This is a genomic window from Bradyrhizobium erythrophlei (genome assembly GCF_900129505.1).
Classification (GTDB): domain Bacteria; phylum Pseudomonadota; class Alphaproteobacteria; order Rhizobiales; family Xanthobacteraceae; genus Bradyrhizobium; species Bradyrhizobium erythrophlei_D.
This window is the reverse complement of the sequence record NZ_LT670818.1, coordinates 1,889,863-1,910,813: the sequence shown is the minus strand read 5'-3', so window position 1 is coordinate 1,910,813 and position 20,951 is coordinate 1,889,863. Positions and strand designations below refer to the sequence as shown.

17 protein-coding genes and 1 pseudogene are annotated in these 20,951 nt (G+C 62.6%); 9 read left to right on the top strand and 9 right to left on the bottom strand.

All coding sequences use genetic code 11. The features are described 5' to 3' along the window. The first annotated feature begins 188 nt into the window (after positions 1-188). The 3 genes and pseudogenes from B5525_RS08945 to B5525_RS43725 all read left to right on the top strand — a co-directional run. Positions 189-1,436 carry an HlyD family secretion protein gene (locus B5525_RS08945; protein ID WP_425305295.1) on the top strand — a complete coding sequence of 416 codons (1,248 nt, stop codon included), beginning with the start codon at positions 189-191 and terminating at the stop codon, positions 1,434-1,436. Continuing rightward, positions 1,433-3,034: a DHA2 family efflux MFS transporter permease subunit gene (locus B5525_RS08940; protein WP_079565675.1), complete on the top strand. Its 1,602-nt coding sequence runs from the start codon at positions 1,433-1,435 to the stop codon at positions 3,032-3,034. Before B5525_RS08945 ends, B5525_RS08940 begins: the two co-directional genes overlap by 4 nt. Positions 3,035-3,123: 89 nt before the next feature. Next, positions 3,124-3,366, top strand: a pseudogene (locus B5525_RS43725) (PfkB family carbohydrate kinase); the annotation flags it as partial. Between the two features lie 230 nt (positions 3,367-3,596). Here B5525_RS43725 and B5525_RS08930 read toward each other — a convergent pair. After that, entirely contained in the window at positions 3,597-4,559 is a 963-nt protein-coding gene (locus B5525_RS08930) for an STM4504/CBY_0614 family protein (RefSeq protein WP_079565674.1), read from the bottom strand. Between the two features lie 372 nt (positions 4,560-4,931). Here B5525_RS08930 and B5525_RS08925 point away from each other — a divergent pair, with 372 nt between their 5' ends. Continuing rightward, on the top strand, positions 4,932-5,168 hold the full coding sequence (locus tag B5525_RS08925; protein WP_079565673.1) for an antitoxin: 237 nt from the start codon (positions 4,932-4,934) through the stop codon (positions 5,166-5,168). Positions 5,169-6,278: 1,110 nt separating this feature from the next. On the opposite strand, the gene B5525_RS08920 is transcribed toward B5525_RS08925, so the two are convergent. Together B5525_RS08920 and B5525_RS08915 are read right to left on the bottom strand one after the other, a co-directional pair. Continuing rightward, positions 6,279-7,973, bottom strand: coding sequence for an AMP-binding protein (locus B5525_RS08920; protein ID WP_079565672.1), 1,695 nt, complete (start codon positions 7,971-7,973; stop codon positions 6,279-6,281). 243 nt (positions 7,974-8,216) lie between these two features. Beyond that, positions 8,217-9,407: a serine hydrolase domain-containing protein gene (locus B5525_RS08915; protein WP_079565671.1), complete on the bottom strand. Its 1,191-nt coding sequence runs from the start codon at positions 9,405-9,407 to the stop codon at positions 8,217-8,219. 323 nt (positions 9,408-9,730) lie between these two features. On the opposite strand from B5525_RS08915, the gene B5525_RS08910 reads away from it, so the two are divergent. Both B5525_RS08910 and B5525_RS08905 read left to right on the top strand, forming a co-directional pair. Continuing rightward, positions 9,731-10,051 carry a hypothetical protein gene (locus B5525_RS08910; RefSeq protein ID WP_079565670.1) on the top strand — a complete coding sequence of 107 codons (321 nt, stop codon included), beginning with the start codon at positions 9,731-9,733 and terminating at the stop codon, positions 10,049-10,051. Positions 10,052-10,187: 136 nt separating this feature from the next. Continuing rightward, complete coding sequence (locus B5525_RS08905; protein ID WP_079565669.1) at positions 10,188-11,684, top strand: NAD-dependent succinate-semialdehyde dehydrogenase; 1,497 nt, start codon at positions 10,188-10,190, stop codon at positions 11,682-11,684. Positions 11,685-11,721: 37 nt separating this feature from the next. On the opposite strand, the gene B5525_RS08900 is transcribed toward B5525_RS08905, so the two are convergent. From B5525_RS08900 to B5525_RS08875, 6 genes are all read right to left on the bottom strand, one after another. Beyond that, positions 11,722-12,750 (bottom strand): alpha/beta fold hydrolase, encoded by a 1,029-nt coding sequence (locus B5525_RS08900; protein ID WP_172899836.1) that lies wholly within the window; start codon positions 12,748-12,750, stop codon positions 11,722-11,724. Positions 12,751-12,840: 90 nt separating this feature from the next. Further along, a complete protein-coding gene (locus B5525_RS08895) occupies positions 12,841-15,039 on the bottom strand; it encodes an SLC26A/SulP transporter family protein (RefSeq protein ID WP_079565667.1) in 2,199 nt (732 codons plus the stop codon). 143 nt (positions 15,040-15,182) lie between these two features. After that, positions 15,183-15,980 (bottom strand): crotonase/enoyl-CoA hydratase family protein, encoded by a 798-nt coding sequence (locus tag B5525_RS08890; protein WP_079565666.1) that lies wholly within the window; start codon positions 15,978-15,980, stop codon positions 15,183-15,185. Positions 15,981-16,195: 215 nt separating this feature from the next. Further along, positions 16,196-17,110, bottom strand: a complete 915-nt coding sequence (locus B5525_RS08885) for a phosphoribosylaminoimidazolesuccinocarboxamide synthase (protein WP_079565665.1) — start codon at positions 17,108-17,110, stop codon at positions 16,196-16,198. A 75-nt stretch (positions 17,111-17,185) separates the two neighbouring features. After that, complete coding sequence (locus B5525_RS08880; protein ID WP_079565664.1) at positions 17,186-18,103, bottom strand: pirin family protein; 918 nt, start codon at positions 18,101-18,103, stop codon at positions 17,186-17,188. A gap of 83 nt (positions 18,104-18,186) precedes the next feature. Continuing rightward, positions 18,187-18,636 (bottom strand): winged helix-turn-helix transcriptional regulator, encoded by a 450-nt coding sequence (locus B5525_RS08875; protein WP_197687907.1) that lies wholly within the window; start codon positions 18,634-18,636, stop codon positions 18,187-18,189. An 84-nt stretch (positions 18,637-18,720) separates the two neighbouring features. On the opposite strand from B5525_RS08875, the gene B5525_RS08870 reads away from it, so the two are divergent. The 3 genes from B5525_RS08870 to B5525_RS08860 are packed head-to-tail and all read left to right on the top strand — an operon-like array spanning position 18,721 to position 20,890. Then, on the top strand, positions 18,721-19,143 hold the full coding sequence (locus B5525_RS08870; RefSeq protein WP_079565663.1) for a hypothetical protein: 423 nt from the start codon (positions 18,721-18,723) through the stop codon (positions 19,141-19,143). Positions 19,144-19,192: 49 nt separating this feature from the next. Continuing rightward, positions 19,193-19,774, top strand: coding sequence for a GNAT family N-acetyltransferase (locus B5525_RS08865; protein WP_244567856.1), 582 nt, complete (start codon positions 19,193-19,195; stop codon positions 19,772-19,774). Positions 19,775-19,831: 57 nt separating this feature from the next. Beyond that, positions 19,832-20,890, top strand: coding sequence for a helix-turn-helix domain-containing protein (locus B5525_RS08860; RefSeq protein ID WP_079565662.1), 1,059 nt, complete (start codon positions 19,832-19,834; stop codon positions 20,888-20,890). Positions 20,891-20,951: the final 61 nt, after the last annotated feature.

The following is a 20,951-nucleotide window of genomic DNA, read 5'->3' as shown; positions in this document are numbered from 1 at the left end:
TTCCGAGTATTTCAATCTACACGCATGTGTGATGCTTGTAAATAGAACGGAACGGTCTCGTTCCTATTGACGGATTGGCTTCCGAGATTATTCTCGTAACGAAACGGTACGGTTCCGTTTCGTTATATGAGCGTCGCGGTCAGCGTCGCCTCTCAGCAGGAGTGGCAAGCATGTTCGAAGACAAAGTTTTGGAACGGGGCGAACGGAAGCTCGAAGGCGTCGAAAGCCGGCACGATCCCGGTTTCGAGTCCGACCGACAGGAGGTCACCGCCCGGGCTCCCTCCCCGCAAGAAAGCCCGGCCGTCAGAGCGCCTGCCTCACCCGTTGGGGCGGAAACCGCCCGGCCGGAGGCAACCGGCAAAGCGCGCAGGGCCAGCTTCTTGCGTCGCCGCCCCGTTGTCTCGGCCATCGGCGCTGTGCTCCTGGCCTCCGCGATCGCCGGCGGCTACCTCTATATGGACGACGCAAGACATTTCCAGTCCACTGACGATGCCTTCGTCGCCGCGCGGCAGTTTTCGATCGCGCCGAAAGTCTCTGGCTACATCACCGCCGTCCCCGTCACCGACAACCAGCATGTCAAATCCGGCGATGTGATTGCCCGCATCGATGACCGTGACTATCGCACGGCGCTCGAGCAGGCGCGGGCGCAAGTCGCGGCGGCGCAAGCCAGCATCGAGAACATCGATGCGCAACTCGATGTGCAGCAGGCCCAGATCAGCGCCAACCAGGCCCAGGTGGACCAGGCGCAGGCGACGCTGGTGTTCGCACAGCAGCAGGCAACGCGGTACGAGCATCTGGAGCAAACAGGTTACGGCACGGTTCAGAACTCCCAGCAGTATACCTCGCAACTGCATCAGCAGCAGGCTGCACTTCTGAGCGCGCAGGCGACCCTCAAGCTGGCGCAGCGGCAAGTCGAGGCGCTGAAGGCGCAGCGCAAGAGCGCCGTTGCGAGCCTCGCGCAGGCCCGGGCTCAGCGCGACCAGGCGCAACTCAATCTGTCCTACACGACGGTCACGGCGGCCCAGCCGGGGCGTGTCGTCAACCTCGCGGCCGCGGCCGGCCAATTCGCTCAGCCGGGCACGGACCTGACCATGTTTGTGCCGGATGAAATCTGGGTGACGGCGAACTTCAAGGAAAATCAGCTGGACCACATGCGGGCCGGCGATCCGGCAATGCTCACGATCGACGCCTATCCGGAGCGGAAGATCCACGGTCATGTCGACAGCGTTCAGCCGGGATCCGGCACCGCGTTCTCGCTACTGCCGGCGCAGAACGCCACCGGCAACTACGTCAAGATTGTCCAACGCGTGCCGGTCAAGGTCGTCATGGACGATCCGCCGACCGACGTCGCGCTCGGCCCAGGCATGTCCGTGGTTCCGACTGTGCGGGTCGATGCAAAGCCGTCGCTCCTTCAGCGTCTCGGGAGGCTTCCATGAGCGCCGCTGCGATCCAAGCCGACTCTCCTGCATCCGCAAGCGGTCGCGCGGTTAACCCGTGGGTGATCGCCATCCTGGTCGCGCTCGCGAGCTTCATGGAAGTGCTCGACACCACCATCGCCAACGTGGCGCTGCCCTACATCGCCGGCGGCATGGGGGTGAGCGAGGACGAAGCGTCCTGGGTAGTCACCACCTATCTGGTCGCCAACGCCATCATCCTGACCGCCTCGAGCTATCTGGCAAAAAGGTTCGGCCGCAAGCCGTTCTTCCTGATCTCTCTTGGATTGTTCACCTTAAGCTCGCTGCTTTGCGGCAATGCCCCGAATCTGAACGCGCTCTTGCTGTTCCGCATTCTGCAGGGCGTTGGTGGCGGCGGCATGGTACCGGTTGCCCAGTCGATCCTGGCGGATTCATTTCCGCCGGCAAAGCGCGGCCAGGCTTTTGCGCTGTTCGGCGTCGCCGTTGTCGTGGCGCCGGTGGTGGGGCCGACACTCGGCGGCTGGTTGTCCGACAACATCTCCTGGCAGTGGTGCTTTCTGGTCAACGTACCAGTCGGCGTGTTCGCGATGGCCATGATCGCGCTGGTCCTGCGCGAGCCCAAAACCGCGCGCGCGGAGAGACAGTCGCAGCAAGGGAACAAATTCGACGTCGTCGGCTTCATCCTGATTGCGACTTTCCTCGGCGCGCTGGAGGTCGTGCTGGATCGCGGTCTGGAGTACGATTGGTTTGGTTCACCTTTCATCGTCACGTTCGCGACCATCTGCGGTCTGGCATTCGTGCTGATGATTCCCTGGGAAATGAGCCACCGCAATCCGGCGGTCGACCTGAGGATGGTGGCATCGCGCCAGTTCGGCGCCTGCTTCCTGGTGATGCTGGCGACCGGCGCCATCCTGCTCGCGACCACGCAATTCCTGCCGCAGCTGGTGCAGCAGGATTTCGGCTACACCGCGACCTGGGCTGGCCTCATGCTCTCGCCGGGCGGGTTGGTCACCATGGTGATGATGTTCGTGGTCGGCCGGCTCGCGGCGAGGGTTCAACCCAAATATCTGATCGTGGCCGGCGCCGTGATCGTCGCACTCTCCATGTACGACATGACCAACGTCTACGGCGATCTCGGCTTCTGGTACATGGCGCGCTTGCGGATGCTATTCGGCATCGGACTGCCGCTGATCTTCGTTCCGATCATGACCGCATCCTTTGACGGCATTCACCCATCCAAGACCGACCAGGCCTCGGCCATCATCAATGCGGCACGCAACACAGGCGGCTCGATCGGCGTCTCCATCGTTTCCAATGTGCTGACGCATCGCCAGCAGTTCCACCAGAACCGGCTCGTCGAGCAGGTGATCCCGTCGAGTCCACAATATCAGGACACGCTGCAACACGTCACGAACTACTTCACAGCGAATGGAAGCTCGCTGGCGCAGGCACATGATCAGGCCATCCAATGGATCGGACAGCAGGTGCAGGCGCAGGCGTCCTTCCTGGGCTACATGGATGCATTCTGGGTGCTGATGCTGATCTCGCTTTCCGCCGTGCCGCTCGCGCTTGCGCTCCGCAAGGTCAAGCTCGGCGGACCTGTCCACATGGGCCATTGAGGATCGATCTCTTTCGCTTCCTTGAGAAAAATTCTGTGAGAAGGATATCCATTGGTTCCAGTTGCAGGCAAAGCGTGCAAATCCGCGTCGTGGTGGCGTCCACCGACGGCGTCACCGCGGTGCTGCCGTTTCCGATTGAGAAGATGGTGGATACGACCGGCGCCGGCGATCTGTTCGCCGCCGGCTTCCTGTTCGGCCTGGTGCGCGGCGCGGGCCATGAGGCCGCCGGCCGGCTCGGCGCGCTCGCCGCGGCCGAAGTGATCCAGCACATCCGCGCGCGGCCGCGGGTGTGGCTGAAGGAGCTGGCGCAGCAGAACGGGTTGCCGGTGTAGTTGGAGTCGTCATGCTGAGGAGGCCCGAAGGGCCGTCTCGAACTTTGGGGACGGACGGATGCCGTATCTCCCATCCCTTCGCAACAGCGCGTTCCTCATGCCGTGCGAGCGTGATGAAAGTTGTGGCGCGCAGCAAAGGATTGCGCTGCCCGGCGCTGTTGCCGTTGAAAGATAAAGCCTTTTTGGCAGACCCTTGGAATTTTTACCAGTGCTGTACCGCAGATTTAGCCTCATGAAAGCCGCCCCTCGGCGTCCGCAAGAAACAGCACCGTCGCTGCAGTCATGTGTAGAACGTAGGAAACAAGATCGTCCGGTATATCAGGCGCGGGGCCTGCCCCTGCTCCATGTCCAGCCTGCTTATTGCGGGGCGTCGATATTGCAGACTCCAGCACACTGCGCAGCCCGTTGAAGTGAGTCTGCCAGTATGCGGGTATAAGGCCATTCGTCAGGCACACGTTCACGAGGTCTTTCGCCGCGGCCTTCGGGTCGAACGGCCATTTACGCTTGGTGCAAATTATCTTCATGGTGCTTTCGAAGCACTTGTAGCAGTCCACTAATGCTTCCTGCTTCTTGCCATGCCTGAAGTGCTCATAGGCACTCAGAAACTCAGCCTGGGCATTGTTGTATTTGGCACCTCGCAACACCGCCAACGCAGGCACCACGACTTCCTTGTGAATTAGCTGCGAATCGACGCGAACGATCTGACCATCACTGTACTGGTAGCCGACACCGTGCTCTCTGAAGCGAATGTTAAGCTCGTCGATGGCAGCCCGGGATACGCCTCCAGCACTAGACCCTCGGCCAACATACCCATGTACTCCACACAAACGTTCAATAACGCGGAAACTCAGCTCAATTGCATCAAGCAGCTTGTCCGTATTGGTCTCACCGATGAACCATTCGGCCAGCTCGCCTTGAGATACGCCTGGATCATTTGGATCGATACGACGCGAGACTAATTTGAAAACGGCGTATTCGCGGCGCAGTACTTGAACAATTTGCTGATACCTGCGTTGAATATCTTCTGCAAACCAGTCTTCGGACGGATTTACATACGGCAGACCTATCGCATCGGTCCAAATGTGAACAATCTGCGTGCGCAGACCTTGCGGTATCTCATCGTATGAGAACACGTCCGTTCCGAGGCCCAGCTCACGCTTCTTGCGCTTAGAATAAAGATCGAAAACGGCCATACCGCCCTCACCCTCCGCTCACAGGGTAGAGGATAGGCGGATGCGGGTGAGTCGTCGAACCCTGAAGGGGTAGCCGGGCTTAGATCTTTCGGGTCGCAAATTCGAGGGGTAGAACGCGATGGCTAAGAGTCGAGTTTCTCCCGTATGGCCCTCCGCAGGCCCCGCCACGGGTCGCAAGTGCTGAGACCTTGAGCCGCGCTGGCGTTTTCCGGACGCGGCGGCATCGCGCGGACGAGGGCGCTGTTCGGTACGCGGCTGCTTGATGAATTGGCCGGTACGCTTGTGGCGTGATATATATATATATATATATATCAATGGTATCTATCAAATTTCCATAGGAGGCGGACCGTGAGAGCAACCGCCAAATTGTTCATGCACGGCCGTAGCCAAGCCGTGCGCCTGCCCAAGGAATTTCGCTTCGAGGGCACCGAGGTCCGGGTCAGCAAGGTCGGCAACAAGGTGATCCTGGAGCCGATGAAAAACCAGCCTATCGATGTGGAGGCGTGGTTCGCGCGTCTTGATGAACTCGGTGCGCGGGATTTTCTTCCCGACGGTATCCCGGACGATCCGCCGGCCGAACCCGATCCGCGTGTATTCTTCGACGAATGATCTGCCTCGACACCAATATCGCGATCTAAATCATCAACCGCCGCCGCGGCGCCACCCTGGTGACCGCGAACGTTCGCGAATTCGCGCGCGTGCCGGGGCTATTGGTGGCGGATTGGATGGCGTGATGGATGCGGCGGTGGAGGGGGACGGAGAGGCGGTGGAGGGGCCGTGGGCGCCGCCGGAGAGATTTCTGAAAATCAGAAATTTTCCTTGACCCCACCCCCAAATCACCTGCATATCCTCGGCCATCCTGTCCCACCGAGGGGCGTATCCGGATCGTCAGAGACGCGGGGCGGGATGCGGTGGACGCGGCAGCGTCAGGCGTGAAACATGATGGCAGGGCGGGATCAACTCCGTGAGCGATCAGACGGCGCGCTGACGAACGGCGCCTTAGCCCGGCGGAGCCTTGTTGGCGAAGACGGGTGGCTGCGTACGGTGAAGTCGTGTGGTCCTGACGCCTCAAGGTTGGCGTCAAGTCCCGCGGAGGCGAAGCTGGCCCAACCGGGCGGCTCAGCCATCATCCGCGGGGCGACGGTGACAAACAAATCCTGATCGCCGGGGAGAGCTCGAAGTAAGCCGTAAAACCATTGCGCAGGGAATGTCGGAGTGCCTCCGCTGAACCTGTATGCTCGTGTGCGTCCTCTTACTTTTTTTGCACACGGGACCGCGGGTGCAGCGCGCATCCGGCATTCCCTGCGCCCTCCGATTTTCGGGGCGTGAAACGTGTGGGCAAAACTCGGGCGAATCGCGCCGCGAGAATGCGGACTCCTGTCTATCAGCGTCATTGCGAGGAGCACTTGCGACGAAGCAATCCATTCTTTCTTTGTGTGGCGCGGTGGATTGCTTCGCGGAGCCTGTCATCGGGCGGCGCTTCGCGCCGACCCGTTGGCTCGCAATGACGGTGGTTAATCGGTGTGGATCGCGCCGCGGGAAGGCGAAGTTGGGCCTTCTTCTCCCTCGCCCCGCGCTTGCGGGGAGAGGGTTGGGGTGAGGGGCTGTCTCAGCAAATTCTCAGGCATAACGTACGCTGAGGCTCCCCCTCACCCGCCCGGCTTCGCTGCGCTTCGCCGGGCGACCTCTCCCCGCAAGCGGGGCGAGGTGACCGAGCCTTCACGCCGTCTTCGCGGCCTTCAATCCGAGCTTCTCTTCGACCGCCTCGCGCATCAGGAATTTCTGGATCTTGCCGGTGACGGTCATCGGAAATTCGTCGACGAATTCGATGTAGCGCGGGATCTTGTTGTGGGCGATCTGGCCCTGGCAGAAGGCGCGGATCTCCTCGGCGGTCAGCGTCTCGCCGGCGCGAATCCGGACCCAGGCGCAGAGTTCCTCGCCGTAGCGATCGTCGGCGACGCCGAAGATCTGCACGTCCTGGATCTTGGGATGACGATAGAGGAATTCCTCGATCTCGCGCGGGTAGAGGTTCTCGCCGCCGCGGATCACCATGTCCTTGATGCGGCCGACGATGTTGCAATAGCCCTCGGCGTCGATGACAGCGATATCGCCGGTGTGCATCCAGCCATTGGCATCGAGCACATCGGCGGTTTTCTCCGGCTCGTCCCAATAGCCGAGCATGACGCTGTAGCCGCGGGTGCAGAGTTCGCCGCGTTCGCCGCGCGGCACCACGCGGCCCTCGAGATCGACCACCTTGACCTCGACATGCGGATGGATGCGCCCGACGGTGGATACCCGGCGCTCCAGGGGATCGTCGGTGGCGCTCTGGAAACTGACCGGGCTGGTCTCGGTCATGCCGTAGGCAATGGTGACCTCGCGCATGTTCATCTGCTCGTTGACCCGCCGCATCACTTCGATCGGGCAGGGCGCGCCGGCCATGATGCCGGTGCGCAGCGACGACAGGTCGAACTTTGCAAATTCGGGATGATCGAGTTCGGCGATGAACATGGTCGGCACGCCGTACAGCGTGGTGCATTTCTCCCGCTCGATCGTTTGCAGCGTCACCAGGGGATCAAAGCCTTCGCCGGGATAGACCATGGTCGCGCCCGAGGTGACGGCGGCGAGATTGCCCATCACCATGCCAAAACAGTGATAGAGCGGGACCGGAATGCAGATGCGGTCGTTCTCGGTCAGCCGCATCGCGCGGCCGACGAAATAGCCGTTGTTGAGGATGTTGTGATGCGTCAGCGTGACGCCCTTGGGTGAACCGGTGGTGCCGCTGGTGAACTGGATGTTGACGGGATCGTCGAACTGCAGCGTTTTTGCCACGATCGAAAGCGTGTAGCGATGGCCCGAACCGCCCATGCGCGTCACGGCTTCGAAGGCAATGGCGCCCGGAAAAGCCGGCCCGCCGATCTGGATGACGGCGCGCAACTGGGGCAACCGCGCGGCGTGCAGCTCGCCAGGTTGCGAGCTCGCCAGCTCGGGCAGCAGCGTGTTCAGCATCTCCATGTAGTTGGAGGTCTTGAACGCGGTCGCCGTGACGATCGCGGCGCAGCCGACCTTTGCCAGTGCGAATTCGAGTTCGCTGAGGCGATAGGCGGGATTGATGGTGACGAGAATGAGCCCCGCCTTGGCGGCGGCAAATTGCGTCAGCGTCCATTCGGGCCGGTTCAGCGACCACACGCCGATTCGATCGCCTGGTACGAGCCCGAGCGCGAGCAAGCCGGCGGCCAGCGCCTCAACGCGCCCGGAAAATTCCTGCCAGGTCCAGCGGACGCCGTGGCTCGTTGAGACCAGCGCTTCGCGATTGCCCCAGCGCTGGACCGCCAGATCGAGGCTGCGCCCGATGGTGTCGCCGAGCAGCGGCGCATCGGCTGTGCCGCAAACGTAACTATCCGCGATTTCGGTCAAGCCGGCTTCTCCATGCGTCGAGGGGCGCGGGTGGGAAAAACGAAATTATGCGCAAAATCCGTCGAGAGCACTTTCCCGGCGCGATTGCTACTCACCTCGCCCCGCTTGCGGGGAGAGGTCGGATTCTCGCGTTAGCGAGAACCGGGTGAGGGGGAGTCTCAGCATACGTGGTGTTCAGAATTTGCTGAAACAGCCCCTCACCCTAACCCTCTCCCCGCGAAGAGCGGGGAGAGGGAAAGGAAATCAGGCGGCCTTTTGGCCGGTCGCGTCGAGCCCGGCATAGACGCCGGATTCGAAGCCCGCAAAGGCTTCCAGGCATTTGCCGTCCACGAATGGCAGCACCTGCATCAGGATCACGCCGGTGACGTCGCGCGCGGGATCGATCCAGAAATAGGTGTTGGCAAGCCCCGCCCAGGCGAGGCTGCCGGCGCTCCGGCCTTCCGGCGTCTGGGCGGTCGTGATCACGAAAGAGAGCCCCCATTTCTTGACGATGTCCGGGTAGAGATCGACATCGTTGGTGGCCCACGCGATCGCCGAGGTCATTCTGGTCATGGTGAGTTCGCCGATGTGGTTTTGGCCCATCATCGCGACCGTCTCGGGCCTGAGCACCTGATTGCCGTTGCCTTTTCCCTTGTTGAGGATCATCTGCGTGAACTTGATGTAATCCCCCGCAGTGCCGTAGAGGCCGCCGCCGCCCATGTGGAATTCCGGATCCTGCTCGAGTTCGAACGGCATCGGCGCCAGCGATCCGTCCTCGCCGCGTTGATGCATGGCGACGAGGCGCTGGCGTTGCGATTCGCCGATCTTGAAGGCGGTGTCGGTCATGCCGAGCGGGTTGAAGATCTGGTCGCGCAGATAAGCGTCGAGCTTCTTGCCGCTCACAGCCTCGACCGCCTTGCCGACGAAATCGATGTTGATGCCGTATTCCCAGCGCGTGCCGGGGTCGGTGGTGAGTGGGGTCTTCAGCGCGTCGTTCTTGCAACTGGTGATGCCGGGAAGCCCGGTCTTCTCCAGATACCTCACCATGTCGCCGTTCCACAAATCGTAGCAGAAGCCGGCGGTATGGGTCATGAGATGGCGCAGCGTGATCGGGTTCCTCGCCGCCCGCAGTTTCGGTTCGCCATTGGCATCGAAGCCTTCGAGCACCTGCGGTGAGGCGAGATCGGGCAGCACGTTGCCGATCGGCGCGTCGAGCGAGAGCTTGCCCTGCTCGACCAGCTGCATGGCGGCGGCGGCCGTGATCGCCTTGGTCATCGAGGCGATCCAGAACACGCTGTCCGGCGTCATGGCGTCGTCTTTCGACAGGTCGCGTTTGCCGAACGCACCCTGGTAGATCACCTCCTGGCTGTTGGCGGCGATGGCGACGACGCCGGGAATTTCCTTGGCGTCGCTTTTCTGCCGCAGCAGCTGATCGATCTGAGCGTTGCTTTGCATGGGGTCTCCTCCCGTATGTTTTTTGAAGTCGCCGATCTTCCCCCGAGCCGGAATTTCCCGCAAGCATCCGTGATCCGACGTGATGCCGAGGTCGCGATCTCGTGATCGCCGCTCCGATGGAGAGTCTGAATGGCAACACCCGCCACAATTGCGGTGGATGGGCCGGGTTAGCCGATGACCTGCGGGTCCTTCGGCGATATCTTGCAAATCTCCATCCGGAACCCATTTATTGGTAAGGCGTTCAGATCACGGCATAAACAGTGCATCCGATTGAATAATTTGACGAAATGATTTGCGGCCAATGATGCCGCGAGGGGAAGGCGATGATCTCGACTTGGAGCGAATGGAAGCGGTATCCGCGGGCGGGCCGCAGCGAAAATATTGAAGCGCCGATCAGCCCCGGCATCTATGAAGTTCGTTACGCGGGAACGGGTGCGCTGCACTCGTTCGATGCCGTCGATAACGTCGCCCAGGCGCTGGCGTTGCTGTCAGTCAGCTCCAAATCGTGGTTCGGACGGCGCGAAGCGGCTGATGTGCCGGATCTCGAATATCGTACCTGCGCGACCACCACCAAGGCGGATGCCAAGGCCGCGGCGGAGCGCATGATCGGCCGCCGCGAAACCTACATAAGCGGCGCGGCCTGAACCGGCCGGCGTTCAACGGTTCGAGTTTGCAGCCCCCAAAATTGCTTGAAGCAGCCGCGCTTTTGTGGCCGGTGCATTGCGACCGGTTTCGGCCTATACTTGGATTCAATAGCCAAAAAATCCAAGGAGTAACGCCATGACCCCGACCGCTGCCGCACGCGCCTCGCACTCGTCCGCGTCCTCGCTGCGCGACCGTCTGAAGGATCCCTCGCTGCTGCGCGAGCACTGCTATATCGACGGCGCCTGGGTCGGCACGCCGGCGCATCCGGTCAACAATCCCGCCAGCGGCGCCGCGATCGCGAAAGTGCCGCAGATGAGCGCCGCGGATGCCACGCACGCGGTCGAAGCCGCCGAGCGCGCGTTTCCGGCCTGGGCGAAATTCACCGCCAAGCAACGCTCCAATATCTTGCGCAAATGGTTCGAACTGATCGTCGCCAATCGCGAGGATCTGGCGCTGATCCTGACCTCCGAACAGGGCAAGCCGCTCGCCGAGGCGCTCGGCGAAGTCGATATAGGCGGCGCCTATGTCGAATTCTTCGCCGAAGAGGCCCGCCGCGTCTATGGCGAAACCATTCCGACGCAGCGCGCGGATGCGCGGCTCTTGGCGATCAAGCAGCCGATCGGCGTCTGCGGCGCGATCACTCCGTGGAATTTTCCGAACTCGATGATCACCCGCAAAGTGTCGCCGGCGCTGGCCGCGGGCTGCACCGTGGTCCTCAAGCCCGCCAACGAAACGCCGCTGAGCGCGCTCGCGCTCGCAGCCCTGGCCGAGAAGGCCGGCCTGCCCAAGGGCGTGTTCAACGTCATCACCGGCGACGCGCCGCCGATCGGCAAGGTTCTGTGCGAACACCCCGCTGTCCGCTTCGTCGGATTCACCGGATCAACCGAAGTGGGCAAGATCCTCTACCGGCAGGCCTCGGTCGGGGTGAAGAGGCTCGGGCTCGAACTCGGCGGCAATGCGCCGTTCGTGGTGTTCGACGACGCCGACATCGACGCCGCGGTCGAAGGCGCGATGGTCTCGAAATATCGCAACATGGGCCAGACCTGCGTCTGCGCCAACCGGATCTACGCCCAGGACAAGATCTACGACCAGTTCGTCGAGAAGCTGACCAAAAAAGTCACGGCCATGAAGGTCGGTGACGGCACCGAGCAAGGCGTGACGCAGGGACCGCTGATCAACATGGAAGCGGTCGACAAGGTCGAACGGCACATCGCGGACGCGGTCAAGCGCGGCGCCAAGGTCGTCACCGGCGGCAAGCGCCATTCGCTCGGCGGCACCTTCTTCGAGCCGACGGTGCTTTCGAACGTCGCCTCCGATTCACTGGTGTCGCAGGAGGAAACCTTCGGGCCGCTGGCGCCGGTATTCCGCTTCAAGGACGAGGCCGAGGTGATTGCGCTCTGCAACAACTCGCCGTTCGGGCTCGCCTCCTATTTCTACGCCCGCGATCTCGGCCGGGTCTGGCGGGTCGCCGAAGCCCTCGAGTCCGGCATGGTCGGCGTCAACACCGGTCTGATCACCACCGAAGTCGCCCCCTTCGGCGGCGTCAAGGAAAGCGGTTTGGGCCGCGAAGGCTCGCACCACGGCATGGAAGAATATGTCGAGATCAAATACGTGATGATGGCGGGGGTCTAGGCGTCATCGCGAGCCCTCCGGGCGACGACGATTGCGCTCACAAACTTTCCATGAACCGACGCAGCCGCGGCGCCCATTTGTGGGCGTCGCGGCCGGACGCCGAATGGCCGTATTCGCTGTCGAGCAGGAAGTAGTCGGCCTCGACGTCCGCTTCCTTCAGCCCCTGCATCACGGCCGGAGCGAGCTCCGGCGGAAACAGTTTGTCGGTCCGCGACAGCACATAGAGAACCTTCGACCTGATCCTGGAAAACTGCGTCGTGACGTCGAAGCCGCGCAACGCTTTCGCCAGAATGACCAGCGAGTTCGCATCGAAGCCTTCAGCCCATCGCGTGGCCTCTTGGCGGATCGCCGCCTCGATCTCTTCGGGGTCGCTCATCGTGTCGTGCAGCCGGGTTTCGATGCCGTAGGTCTTGAGCGTGGCGATGCGGATCTGGATCATGCTCTCCAGCACGCCGCCGCGATCGTAATAGTCACCACCGCTCCAGTTTGGATCCTTCGACAGGGTGGCGAGCAGGCGCGCCACATTGCCGTCGGAGCGCTCGCGCGGCACTAACGGTGCCGTGACGATCGCCGCGATCCCCTTCATCATGCCGGGATAGTCGACCGCCCATTGGAAGGCCTGGAAACCGCCATAGGACGGGCCGACGATCGCTACCAGTCTCTCGATGCCGAGATGATCGAGCAGTGCGCGCTGGGTGGCGACAATATCGCCCACGGTGATGTCGGGAAACCGGGGCCCGTAACGCGTGCCGGTCGCGGGATCGATACTCGCCGCGTTGGTCGAACCGTAAGACGATCCGAGCATGTTCGGGCAAATGGCAAAGAAGCGGTTGGTGTCAACCGCCTTGCCGGGGCCGACGATCTCGTTCCAGCTGCCTTCGGCCGTCGATCCCAGGGGGTCGATCAGCTGTGGACCGCTGGTGTTGCCGTGGGTGACCAGCACCACATTCTCGCGATTCGGCGCCAGAACGCCGAGCGTCCGGTAGGCGATGGTCACCGTCGGCATGACGGTCCCGCTTTGCAGCCGGAAATCGCCGGTAACAAAGGTCTTCTCGTCCGCCGTCATTTTCCCGAACCTCATGACTGAAGTATTTCAGCACGCGGCCGGTCAAAACGCAAAACCGTGTCGTCTTCCCCGGCAAAAGCGACGACGGAATTACCTTCGCAGCACCGCGATCGTGCGGTTGGCGAAGGTCAGGCGCTCGGCCATGACCGAGACAAAATAGGTCAGGAGCTTCTGGCCGAGCTCCGGATTCTCGCTCTTGATCGCCTCGAATTGATCTGTGCTGAGGACGTAGAGAACGCTGGCGACTTCGGCCTGGATCGTCGCGCTGCGCGGCGCATGGGAGACGAGGCCCATCTCGCCGATCGTGGTGTAGCGGCCGAGACTGCGTACCCGCGTGATCCGTCCTTGCTCGGCGGGGATCATGATGCCGACGCGGCCCTCAAGAATGAAATGCATGGAATCGGCGGCTTCGCCTGCGCTGACGATGATTTCGCCGGCGTCGACCTCGATCCGCTGGCAACGCTGGATCAGATCATGGGCATCGTGTTCGGCCCCGAGAATCTGGCTGAACCAGTCGCGCAAGGAAGCCTCCTCGCTTTCGTGGTCGCTATGTCCAGCGATGATCGCGTTCTCGCACCATTCCAGCGCATGATCGAGTTCAGGCACGATGCTGACTTCCCGCGAAATGAAGTCGCTCGATCGCAAGGCTTTCTCGGCGGCGGCCGGCAGATGCACCAGCATCAGCTTGACGCCGCGGTCATGGGCGGCGCGCTTGATCTGCGCGAAACTGTAGGCCGCCGAGGAATCGATGCCGGTGACTAGCTTGAAGTCGAAAACCAGGAAGCGGCATTCCGGATGACGCGCCAGCAGTGCCTTGACGTGCTGGTAGAGCCGGTTGGCGGAGCCGAAGAACAAATAGCTCTGCAGGTTGAGGCCCTGGATCTGGTCGCCATGCGCCGACAACACCGCCTGGTCGTCGCGCGAGCGATCGAGCGAGCTGCGGAATTCGGAGCCGTCAAAGCTGTATTTGATGGAATCGACCCGGGAGGCGCTCAGCGCAAACGTCGCGCAACCGATCACGACGCCGATCAGGATGCCGGCGATGAAGCCCCATTGCACGATGATGACGATGATGGCCAGCAGCGACAGGTATTCGGTCGATGAAAGCCGCCGCCGCGACTGGATGATCCATTTGTGAAGCTGGTCCGCGCCCAGATAGATCAGCAGGCCGCCGAGCACGAATTTCGGCATGTAGCCGAGCAGCATCGGAGCCACCGCCAGCATCAGCGCCGATATCGCGGCAACCGTCATTCCCGCCAGCCGGCCTCTGCCGCCGCCGTTGAAGGCGAGCACGGAACGGCTGACGGAGATGCAGCCGGTATAGCCGCCGAACGCACCCGAAAGCATGTTGGCGAGGCCGGTGACGCTCAACTCCCTTTCGAGATTGGCTTCGCGGTGAACGGCAACCTCGGTACCGGCGGTGTTGAACAAGGCGCTCGACGCAGTGACGAAGACGACCGCAACCAGATCGCCCGAGAGGTCGGGCAGGATGCGCCAGGGGTAGTGCCCGATGGCGGTTGCGCTCCACGGCAGCATGTAAGTGACGTGCGGCGGCGGCTGGAAGGTCCAGCCGGCCGCCTGCGCGTCGGCAATCGAGATGCCGGCCAGCCGGAATGCGACATGCGCGAAGATAATGCCCGCGAACAGAATGATCGGCAGTCCGAACGGACCACGGGAGCGGTGCCAGGTCAGATACAGCACGATCGCCATGACGCAGGCCGCCGCCAGCTCGTACAGATTCAAGGGATTCGCGAACTGATCGAGGATTCCGAATTGCACGCGGTGGCCGGTGATGACGCGGACGGCGCCCAACAGGATCAGGCAGCCGGTGGCGCCGAGAAATCCGCCGACCACCGGGTAAGGCACATAGCGGATCGCGCGCCCCATCCGCGTCATGCCGCAGCCGCACAACACGATGCCAGTGACGACGCCAGCCAAGCCGAGCGTGATCAGGACCGGCGCCAGCAGCGGCGCGGTCGTATCGGCGACAGTCATTCGTTCAACCAGCGACGACGCCAGGATTCCGGTCATGGCCGCCGTGGAACTTTCGGGGCCCGCGATCGCGAACGGCAGGGAGCTGCCGAGCGCGATGACGGCAGCGAGAATGGCGGATGAAATGAAGGTGGCGGCGACGCCATAGGACAGATAGGGCGCCAAGGGACCCGCGAAGATCAACAGCGCGTAGGATAGTCCGAAGGTGATCGTCAGGACGCTGGCGGCACTGCCGCTGAGCACGTCGTGAAGCGCTCGGCGCAGTTTCGGACCGAGACTGACGGATTGATTGACCACGCGTGAATCGTCCCCACACCCATTGCCACTGGTAGACGACTGCGTCACTCAGCCACAAGAAACTTTTTATAACAGTCCGGACGCGATGGAACCCGTCTCGGATTTATTGTTGTCGTTTCGCCGTTCGCCCGGACGACCCGAGCTTATTTGCTTTCGCCGAAGGCGCCGTGGCGGCCGGCGCCGGAGGCAAAGCGGGTCGCGCCCGACAGCGTTTCGCCGGAGGCGATCACCTCGAGCCCGCCGCGCATTTCATCGGCGATCGCCGCTTCTTCCGACAGATCCCATTGCCGCAATGCCGACAGCCGGTCGGCGCGCAGGCAGGTCTGCGGGAACCGTGCGATTTCCTTGGCCAGCGCCATCGCCTGCGCGCGCGTTTCGCCCCTGGGCACCAGGCGATTGGCCAGGCCCATGCGCAGCGCTTCGGGGCCTCCGACCGGGCGGCCGGTCAAAATGAGGTCGATGGCCTGGGAGTGACCGATCAGCCGCGGCAGCCGGATGGTGCCGAGATCGATCAGCGGCACGCCGAAGCGACGGCAGAACACGCCGAAGATGGCGTCCTCGGCGACCACGCGCATATCCGCCCACAGCGCCAGTTCCATACCGCCGGCAACCGCAAAACCCTCGACCGCCGCGATCACGGGTTTTGAAAGCCGCAGCCGGCTCGGCCCCATCGGCGCGATCGAATCGTGACCGCCGATCTCGCGCTTCTTGTCGGGATCGCCTGACGCCACCGCCTTCAGGTCAGCGCCGGCGCAGAAAAAACCGCCGGTACCGGTGAACACCGCGACGGAGGCTTCCGCATCAGCGTTGAACGCGAGAAACGCGTGGTACAGTTTCCGCGCCGTGGCGCCGTCGACGGCGTTGCGGCAATGCGGGCGGTTGATGGAAACGATGGTCACCGGTCCATCACGTTCGATCAGCACGGCGTCGGCCTCGGACATGGTGCGCTCCCTTGATGTTTCTTATGCGAATCGAAGTAATGGGCGGGTATGAGACCCGCTCCTCATTGCCGGGCATAGCCGTCCGAAGGACGGCGTCGCTTTCGCTCGCCTATGACCCGGCAATCCATCATTCTTCGAAGAAGATGGATACGCGGGTCAAGCCCGCGTATGACAATTGAATATGTTGACGCCCTTCCCTCTCACGGCGGGCAGAGCTAGATGCTCAGCTCACTTCCCGTAATCCGCCGATAGGCCTCGAGGTAGCGCTTGCTGGTGGCCTCGACGACGCTGGCCGGCAGCGGCGGCGGCGGCGCGTCGCCGTTCCAGCGGCCGGCGCGGCGTTCGGCATCGAGATAATCGCGCAGCGGCTGCTTGTCGAAGCTCGGCTGCGGCTGGCCGGGCTTGTAGGCGTCGGCGGCCCAGAACCGTGAACTGTCCGGTGTCATCACCTCGTCGATCAGGATGATGTGGCCGTCCTTGTCCCTGCCGAATTCGAACTTGGTGTCGGCGATGACGATGCCCCGGTCGCGGCTGAGTTTTTCGCCGAGCGTATAGACGGCCCGCGTCATGCTTTCCAGCGTGTAAGTCACCTCGTCGCCGAGAATCTCGCGCATGCGCGCGATGGTGATGTTCTCGTCGTGGCCGGTTTCGGCCTTGGTCGCCGGGCTGAAGATCGCAGGCTCCAGTTTTGCGCTCTCGAGCAGTCCCGGCGCGAGCTTTTCGCCGGCCAGCGTGCCATGGGCGGCGTACTCCTTCCACGCCGAGCCCGAAAGATAACCGCGGATCACGCATTCGATCGGAAACACGGTGGTGCGCTTGCACAGCATCGCGCGCCCGGCGAGCGAGGCCCGATGTCCCTGCAGCGCCGGCACCTCGCGGATGATTTCGTCGGCATCGGCACTGATCATGTGATGATGAACCACGCCCTCGAGCTCGTTGAACCACCATGCGCTGATCTGGGTCAGCACCGCGCCCTTCATCGGAATGGTCTCGGCCATGACGACGTCGAAGGCGCTGATGCGGTCGGTGGTCAGCAGTAATACGCGGTCGTCGCCGACGGCGTAGATATCGCGGACCTTGCCGCGCCCGATCCGGGGAAGGGGCAGGTCGCTGGCGAGCATGGTCGTCATGGGCGGACTTTCAAAAGCGGGGCTGCCTCCGCACCGGACGCGCGCAGACAACGGGCAGTCATTGGAAGGAATAGTTCATTCCGGCAGCGGAATGAACTCGTGTTCGTTGGGGACGGGCGCGAAGCGGCCGGTTTTCCAGTCCTGCTTGGCCTGCTCGATCCGCTCTTTACTGGAAGAAACAAAGTTCCACCAGATATGGCGCGGACCTTCCAGCGCGTCGCCGCCGAGGAACATCATGCGCGTCGGTTTCGCCGTTTTCACCGTAATGCGATCGCCAGGCCGGAAGATCAGCAGCCGCGGACCCTCGAAGCGATCGCCTGCGATTTCGATCTCGCCGTCGATCAAATAGATGGCGCGCTCCTCGTGATCGGGATCGAGCGGCACGCTGACGCCCTGCTCCGCGGTCACTTCGGTGTAGAACCACGGCGACACCATCGCAACCGGCGATTTCACCCCAAAACCGCTGCCGGCGATCACGCGCGCGGTAAAACCACCGTCCTGCACCGTTGGTAAATCGGCCGCGGCGTAATGCTGGAACGACGGCGCGATCTCCTCGGAGCCCGCCGGCAGCGCGATCCAGCTCTGCAGGCCCAGCATCTTCTGGCCGTTCTGGCGTTGCAGGTCCGGGGTGCGCTCGGAATGGGCGATGCCGCGGCCGGCCGTCATCAGGTTCATCGCGCCGGGCTGGATTTCCTGGATGTTGCCTTCGCTGTCGCGGTGCATGATCGAGCCGTCGAACAGATAGGTGACGGTGGCGAGCCCGATATGCGGATGCGGGCGGACGTCCATGCCCTTGCCGGATACGAACTGGACTGGGCCGAAATGGTCGAAGAAGATGAAGGGGCCAACCATCTGGCGCTTGCCGTGCGGCAGCGCACGGCGGACTTCAAATCCATCGCCGAGATCGCGGGTACGCGGCACGATGACAAGCTCCAGCGCGTCGCAGGATTTTGCATCGCCCAATACGGGGTCGTTATCGGGAAGCCAGCTCATCGGGGTTCTCCATTTTATTTTCGCCGGCATTATAGCAGCGATAATCCGGTGTCGTCCGGGATTGATTTCGCAGGGAACGAGGATCAGCGCGGCCCTGTCGCCACGGCCCGCGCCCGGGTCAGCGGCACCACACGCCCTGTTCGCGTGATGAGCGCTACGGACAGGGTATCTCCGGTTTTGCTGTCGACGACCTTGAGCGGTGCCGGATCGTCACGCAAATATCGATCCCCCCATTGCATGAGCGCTAACAATACGAGCGCAAGTTCGCGCCCCTTTTCCGTCAGGCGATAGTCGAATCTGGTGCGGCTTCCCGCATCCTGATACGGGCTCAGTTGCAGGATCTCCGCCTGAACCAGCTGGTCCAGGCGCTGGCTGAGCACCGCGCGCGGCACCGACAGATCGGCGCACATATCCGCGAAGCGTGTCACCCCGTAGAATGCCTCGCGGAGAATAAGCAACGTCCACCGGTCGCCGATCAACTCGCTCGCGCGCGCCATTCCGCATTGATCGACCGGCACCGGCGCCCGCGTCACGCGGGTCCCTGTCGGCAGCGTTTCTGAGTTTGACATATGAACCTAGATAGGGCATTTGTGCCTGAGTTCAAAATAAGAACTCAGATGGAATGGAAATTCAGCCCGCAAGGAATCCCACCGATGAGCTTTATTGCCTTCGTACTTGTTGCAAAAATCCTTGTGACCGCGATTTTGATCACCGTTCCGTTCCTGTTCCTGCCGGCGGCGCGCCTGGCCAACAGTACCGGGGCCGGCGTCGGGGGTGCGACCCTCTTTCGTCTTTACGGGATTGCCATTGCGGCGCTTCTCGTCGGCTATAGCTCCGGCTTCTGGCTGATCGCTCGCGGCGAGTTTCCGTGGGGTGTTGTCGCAATGGGGCTCGTTTCGAACGCAGGCGCGGCGACCGTGATGTTCGCGAGTGGCGCATGGCGCAAAGCAAAGCCGATCACGTTTTTCATCGCAGGCATCGCGTTGCTGCTGGCGGGAGCCGCCGCAATACCGCAACAGGCCATGCATCCTTTCTGGTAATGAGGGAATCGCGGATGCTCCGTCGAATAGCCAGGGAATTGAAATCACGATGACGATGCCCCTGCTCAAGCCCGGCGTGACGCTGGCGCAACCCGACGGTCCGGTCATCGCGACCGCGCGTTTGAAGCTCCGCCGTTGGCGCGATGCCGACGTCGCGCCAAATTCGGCGATGCTCTCCGATCCCGGCACCGCACGCTTCATCGCCGCCGATGGCAAGCCGCCCGCCACCGAGTTGGCGGGATGGCGCAACGCGGCGATCATGTCCGGCCATTGGGCGCTGCATGGCTTCGGCATGTTCGTGGTCGAGGAAAAATCCAGCGGCAAGTTCGTCGGCCGGGTTGGGCCATGGTTTCCGCCGGGCTGGCCGGGTTTTGAAGTCGGCTGGGGCATCGCCCGCGAATTTCGCGGCAAGGGCTATGCGGTCGAGGCCGCGCGGGCATCGATCGATTGGTGCTTTGCGACCTTCGAGCTCGACCGCATCATCCACTGCATCGACCAGGAAAACACCGCGTCGCAGGCCGTGGCGCTTCGGCTCGGCGCCGAGAAGGGAGCCGAGTTCGACCTGTTCGGCCATCTCGCCGATCTCTGGGTGACGGCGCGCGACAAATGGCAGGCTTCGCCGGCAAATTGAAACGATCGGCGGCTTGGACTAGATACGTGCTATGACTCATCGTGAAACCGTGAACGCATGCTGTCGCAAATCAACCTGGCGCTAGGCGCGGGCACGACCACCTTGCTGCTGCTGCTCGCGGCGCTGTTGTTCCGTGACTTCGGAAGCGCCGCTGCCGGCCGGCTGGGAAGCGCCTTTGCGCTGGGATCGGCGGCCCATGCCGTGACCGCTGCATCGGGATTTACGCTGCCGGTGACGCCGTGGCACGCGGTGTTGATCGCGCTGTCCACCGGCAACGTCGTGGTGTTCTGGCTGTTCGCGCAGGCGTTGTTCGACGATGCGTTTGAGGTGCGCCGCTGGCATGCCGCGCCATGGGCGGCGGTCGTGGCTCTGAGCCTGACCAATTGCCTCGTGCTGGTGCCGGCGCAGGTCCTGGATCCGCGAATTTTCGCGGTCGCCGTGTCGGTGATTTCGCTCGGCTTCGTCGCGCTTGCCGTCGGCCAAACTGTTGCGTCCTGGTCCACGGATCTGGTCGAGGAGCGACGCCGGCTGCGGGTGTTCGTGGTGGTCGCGGCCGCTGTCTATGCCGGCTTTGACGCGATCGTGCAGATGGTCGTGCCCGTCAGCAGCGCACCGGACGTTATCTCCACCGTGAATGCCGCGATTCTCGCGTGCGTCGTGATCGCGATTGCGGTTTCGCTGATGCGCGTCAAGGGCGAGGCGATCTTTGCGCCCGCCGAAAAGCCCGCCGTCACAAGCGTCGCTTCCGGCGAGTCGAACGGTGCGGATCGCAAGCTGCTCGATGCCCTGATGCGCCTGATGTCGGACGAACGCATCTATCGCCACGAGGGCATCACTATCGGGACGCTGGCGACCAAGCTCGCGGTGCCCGAATATCGGTTGCGCCGCCTGATCAACCAGCGGCTCGGCTATCGCAACTTCAATGTCTTCCTCAACAATCACCGGATCGCGGAGGCGAAAGCGGCGCTGGCGGATCCCTCGCAGGCCGAAGTGCCCGTGATCACCATCGCGATGGACGCCGGCTTTCAGTCGCTCGGGCCCTTCAACCGCGCCTTCAAGGCGACCACCGGGGTGACGCCGACCGAATACCGCAGGCTTAACGAGGCTCGCGCCTGATCATTTAACATATTGATAAAGATAATCTATTTCGGAATCGGCGAGGTGGCCGGAGTATTCG

Bases quoted from the DNA above. Each gene is read 5' to 3' on its own strand.
- B5525_RS08880 (WP_079565664.1), bottom strand. From the start codon at position 18,103: ATGAGCTGGCTTCCCGATAACGACCCCGTATTGGGCGATGCAAAATCC.
- B5525_RS08865 (WP_244567856.1), top strand. From the start codon at position 19,193: ATGACGATGCCCCTGCTCAAGCCCGGCGTGACGCTGGCGCAACCCGAC.
- B5525_RS08910 (WP_079565670.1), top strand. From the start codon at position 9,731: ATGATCTCGACTTGGAGCGAATGGAAGCGGTATCCGCGGGCGGGCCGC.
- B5525_RS08860 (WP_079565662.1), top strand. From the start codon at position 19,832: ATGCTGTCGCAAATCAACCTGGCGCTAGGCGCGGGCACGACCACCTTG.
- B5525_RS08890 (WP_079565666.1), bottom strand. From the start codon at position 15,980: ATGTCCGAGGCCGACGCCGTGCTGATCGAACGTGATGGACCGGTGACC.
- B5525_RS08900 (WP_172899836.1), bottom strand. From the start codon at position 12,750: ATGACGGCGGACGAGAAGACCTTTGTTACCGGCGATTTCCGGCTGCAA.
- B5525_RS08930 (WP_079565674.1), bottom strand. From the start codon at position 4,559: ATGGCCGTTTTCGATCTTTATTCTAAGCGCAAGAAGCGTGAGCTGGGC.
- B5525_RS08940 (WP_079565675.1), top strand. From the start codon at position 1,433: ATGAGCGCCGCTGCGATCCAAGCCGACTCTCCTGCATCCGCAAGCGGT.
- B5525_RS08915 (WP_079565671.1), bottom strand. From the start codon at position 9,407: ATGCAAAGCAACGCTCAGATCGATCAGCTGCTGCGGCAGAAAAGCGAC.
- B5525_RS08925 (WP_079565673.1), top strand. From the start codon at position 4,932: ATGCACGGCCGTAGCCAAGCCGTGCGCCTGCCCAAGGAATTTCGCTTC.
- B5525_RS08885 (WP_079565665.1), bottom strand. From the start codon at position 17,110: ATGACGACCATGCTCGCCAGCGACCTGCCCCTTCCCCGGATCGGGCGC.
- B5525_RS08905 (WP_079565669.1), top strand. From the start codon at position 10,188: ATGACCCCGACCGCTGCCGCACGCGCCTCGCACTCGTCCGCGTCCTCG.
- B5525_RS08870 (WP_079565663.1), top strand. From the start codon at position 18,721: ATGGAATGGAAATTCAGCCCGCAAGGAATCCCACCGATGAGCTTTATT.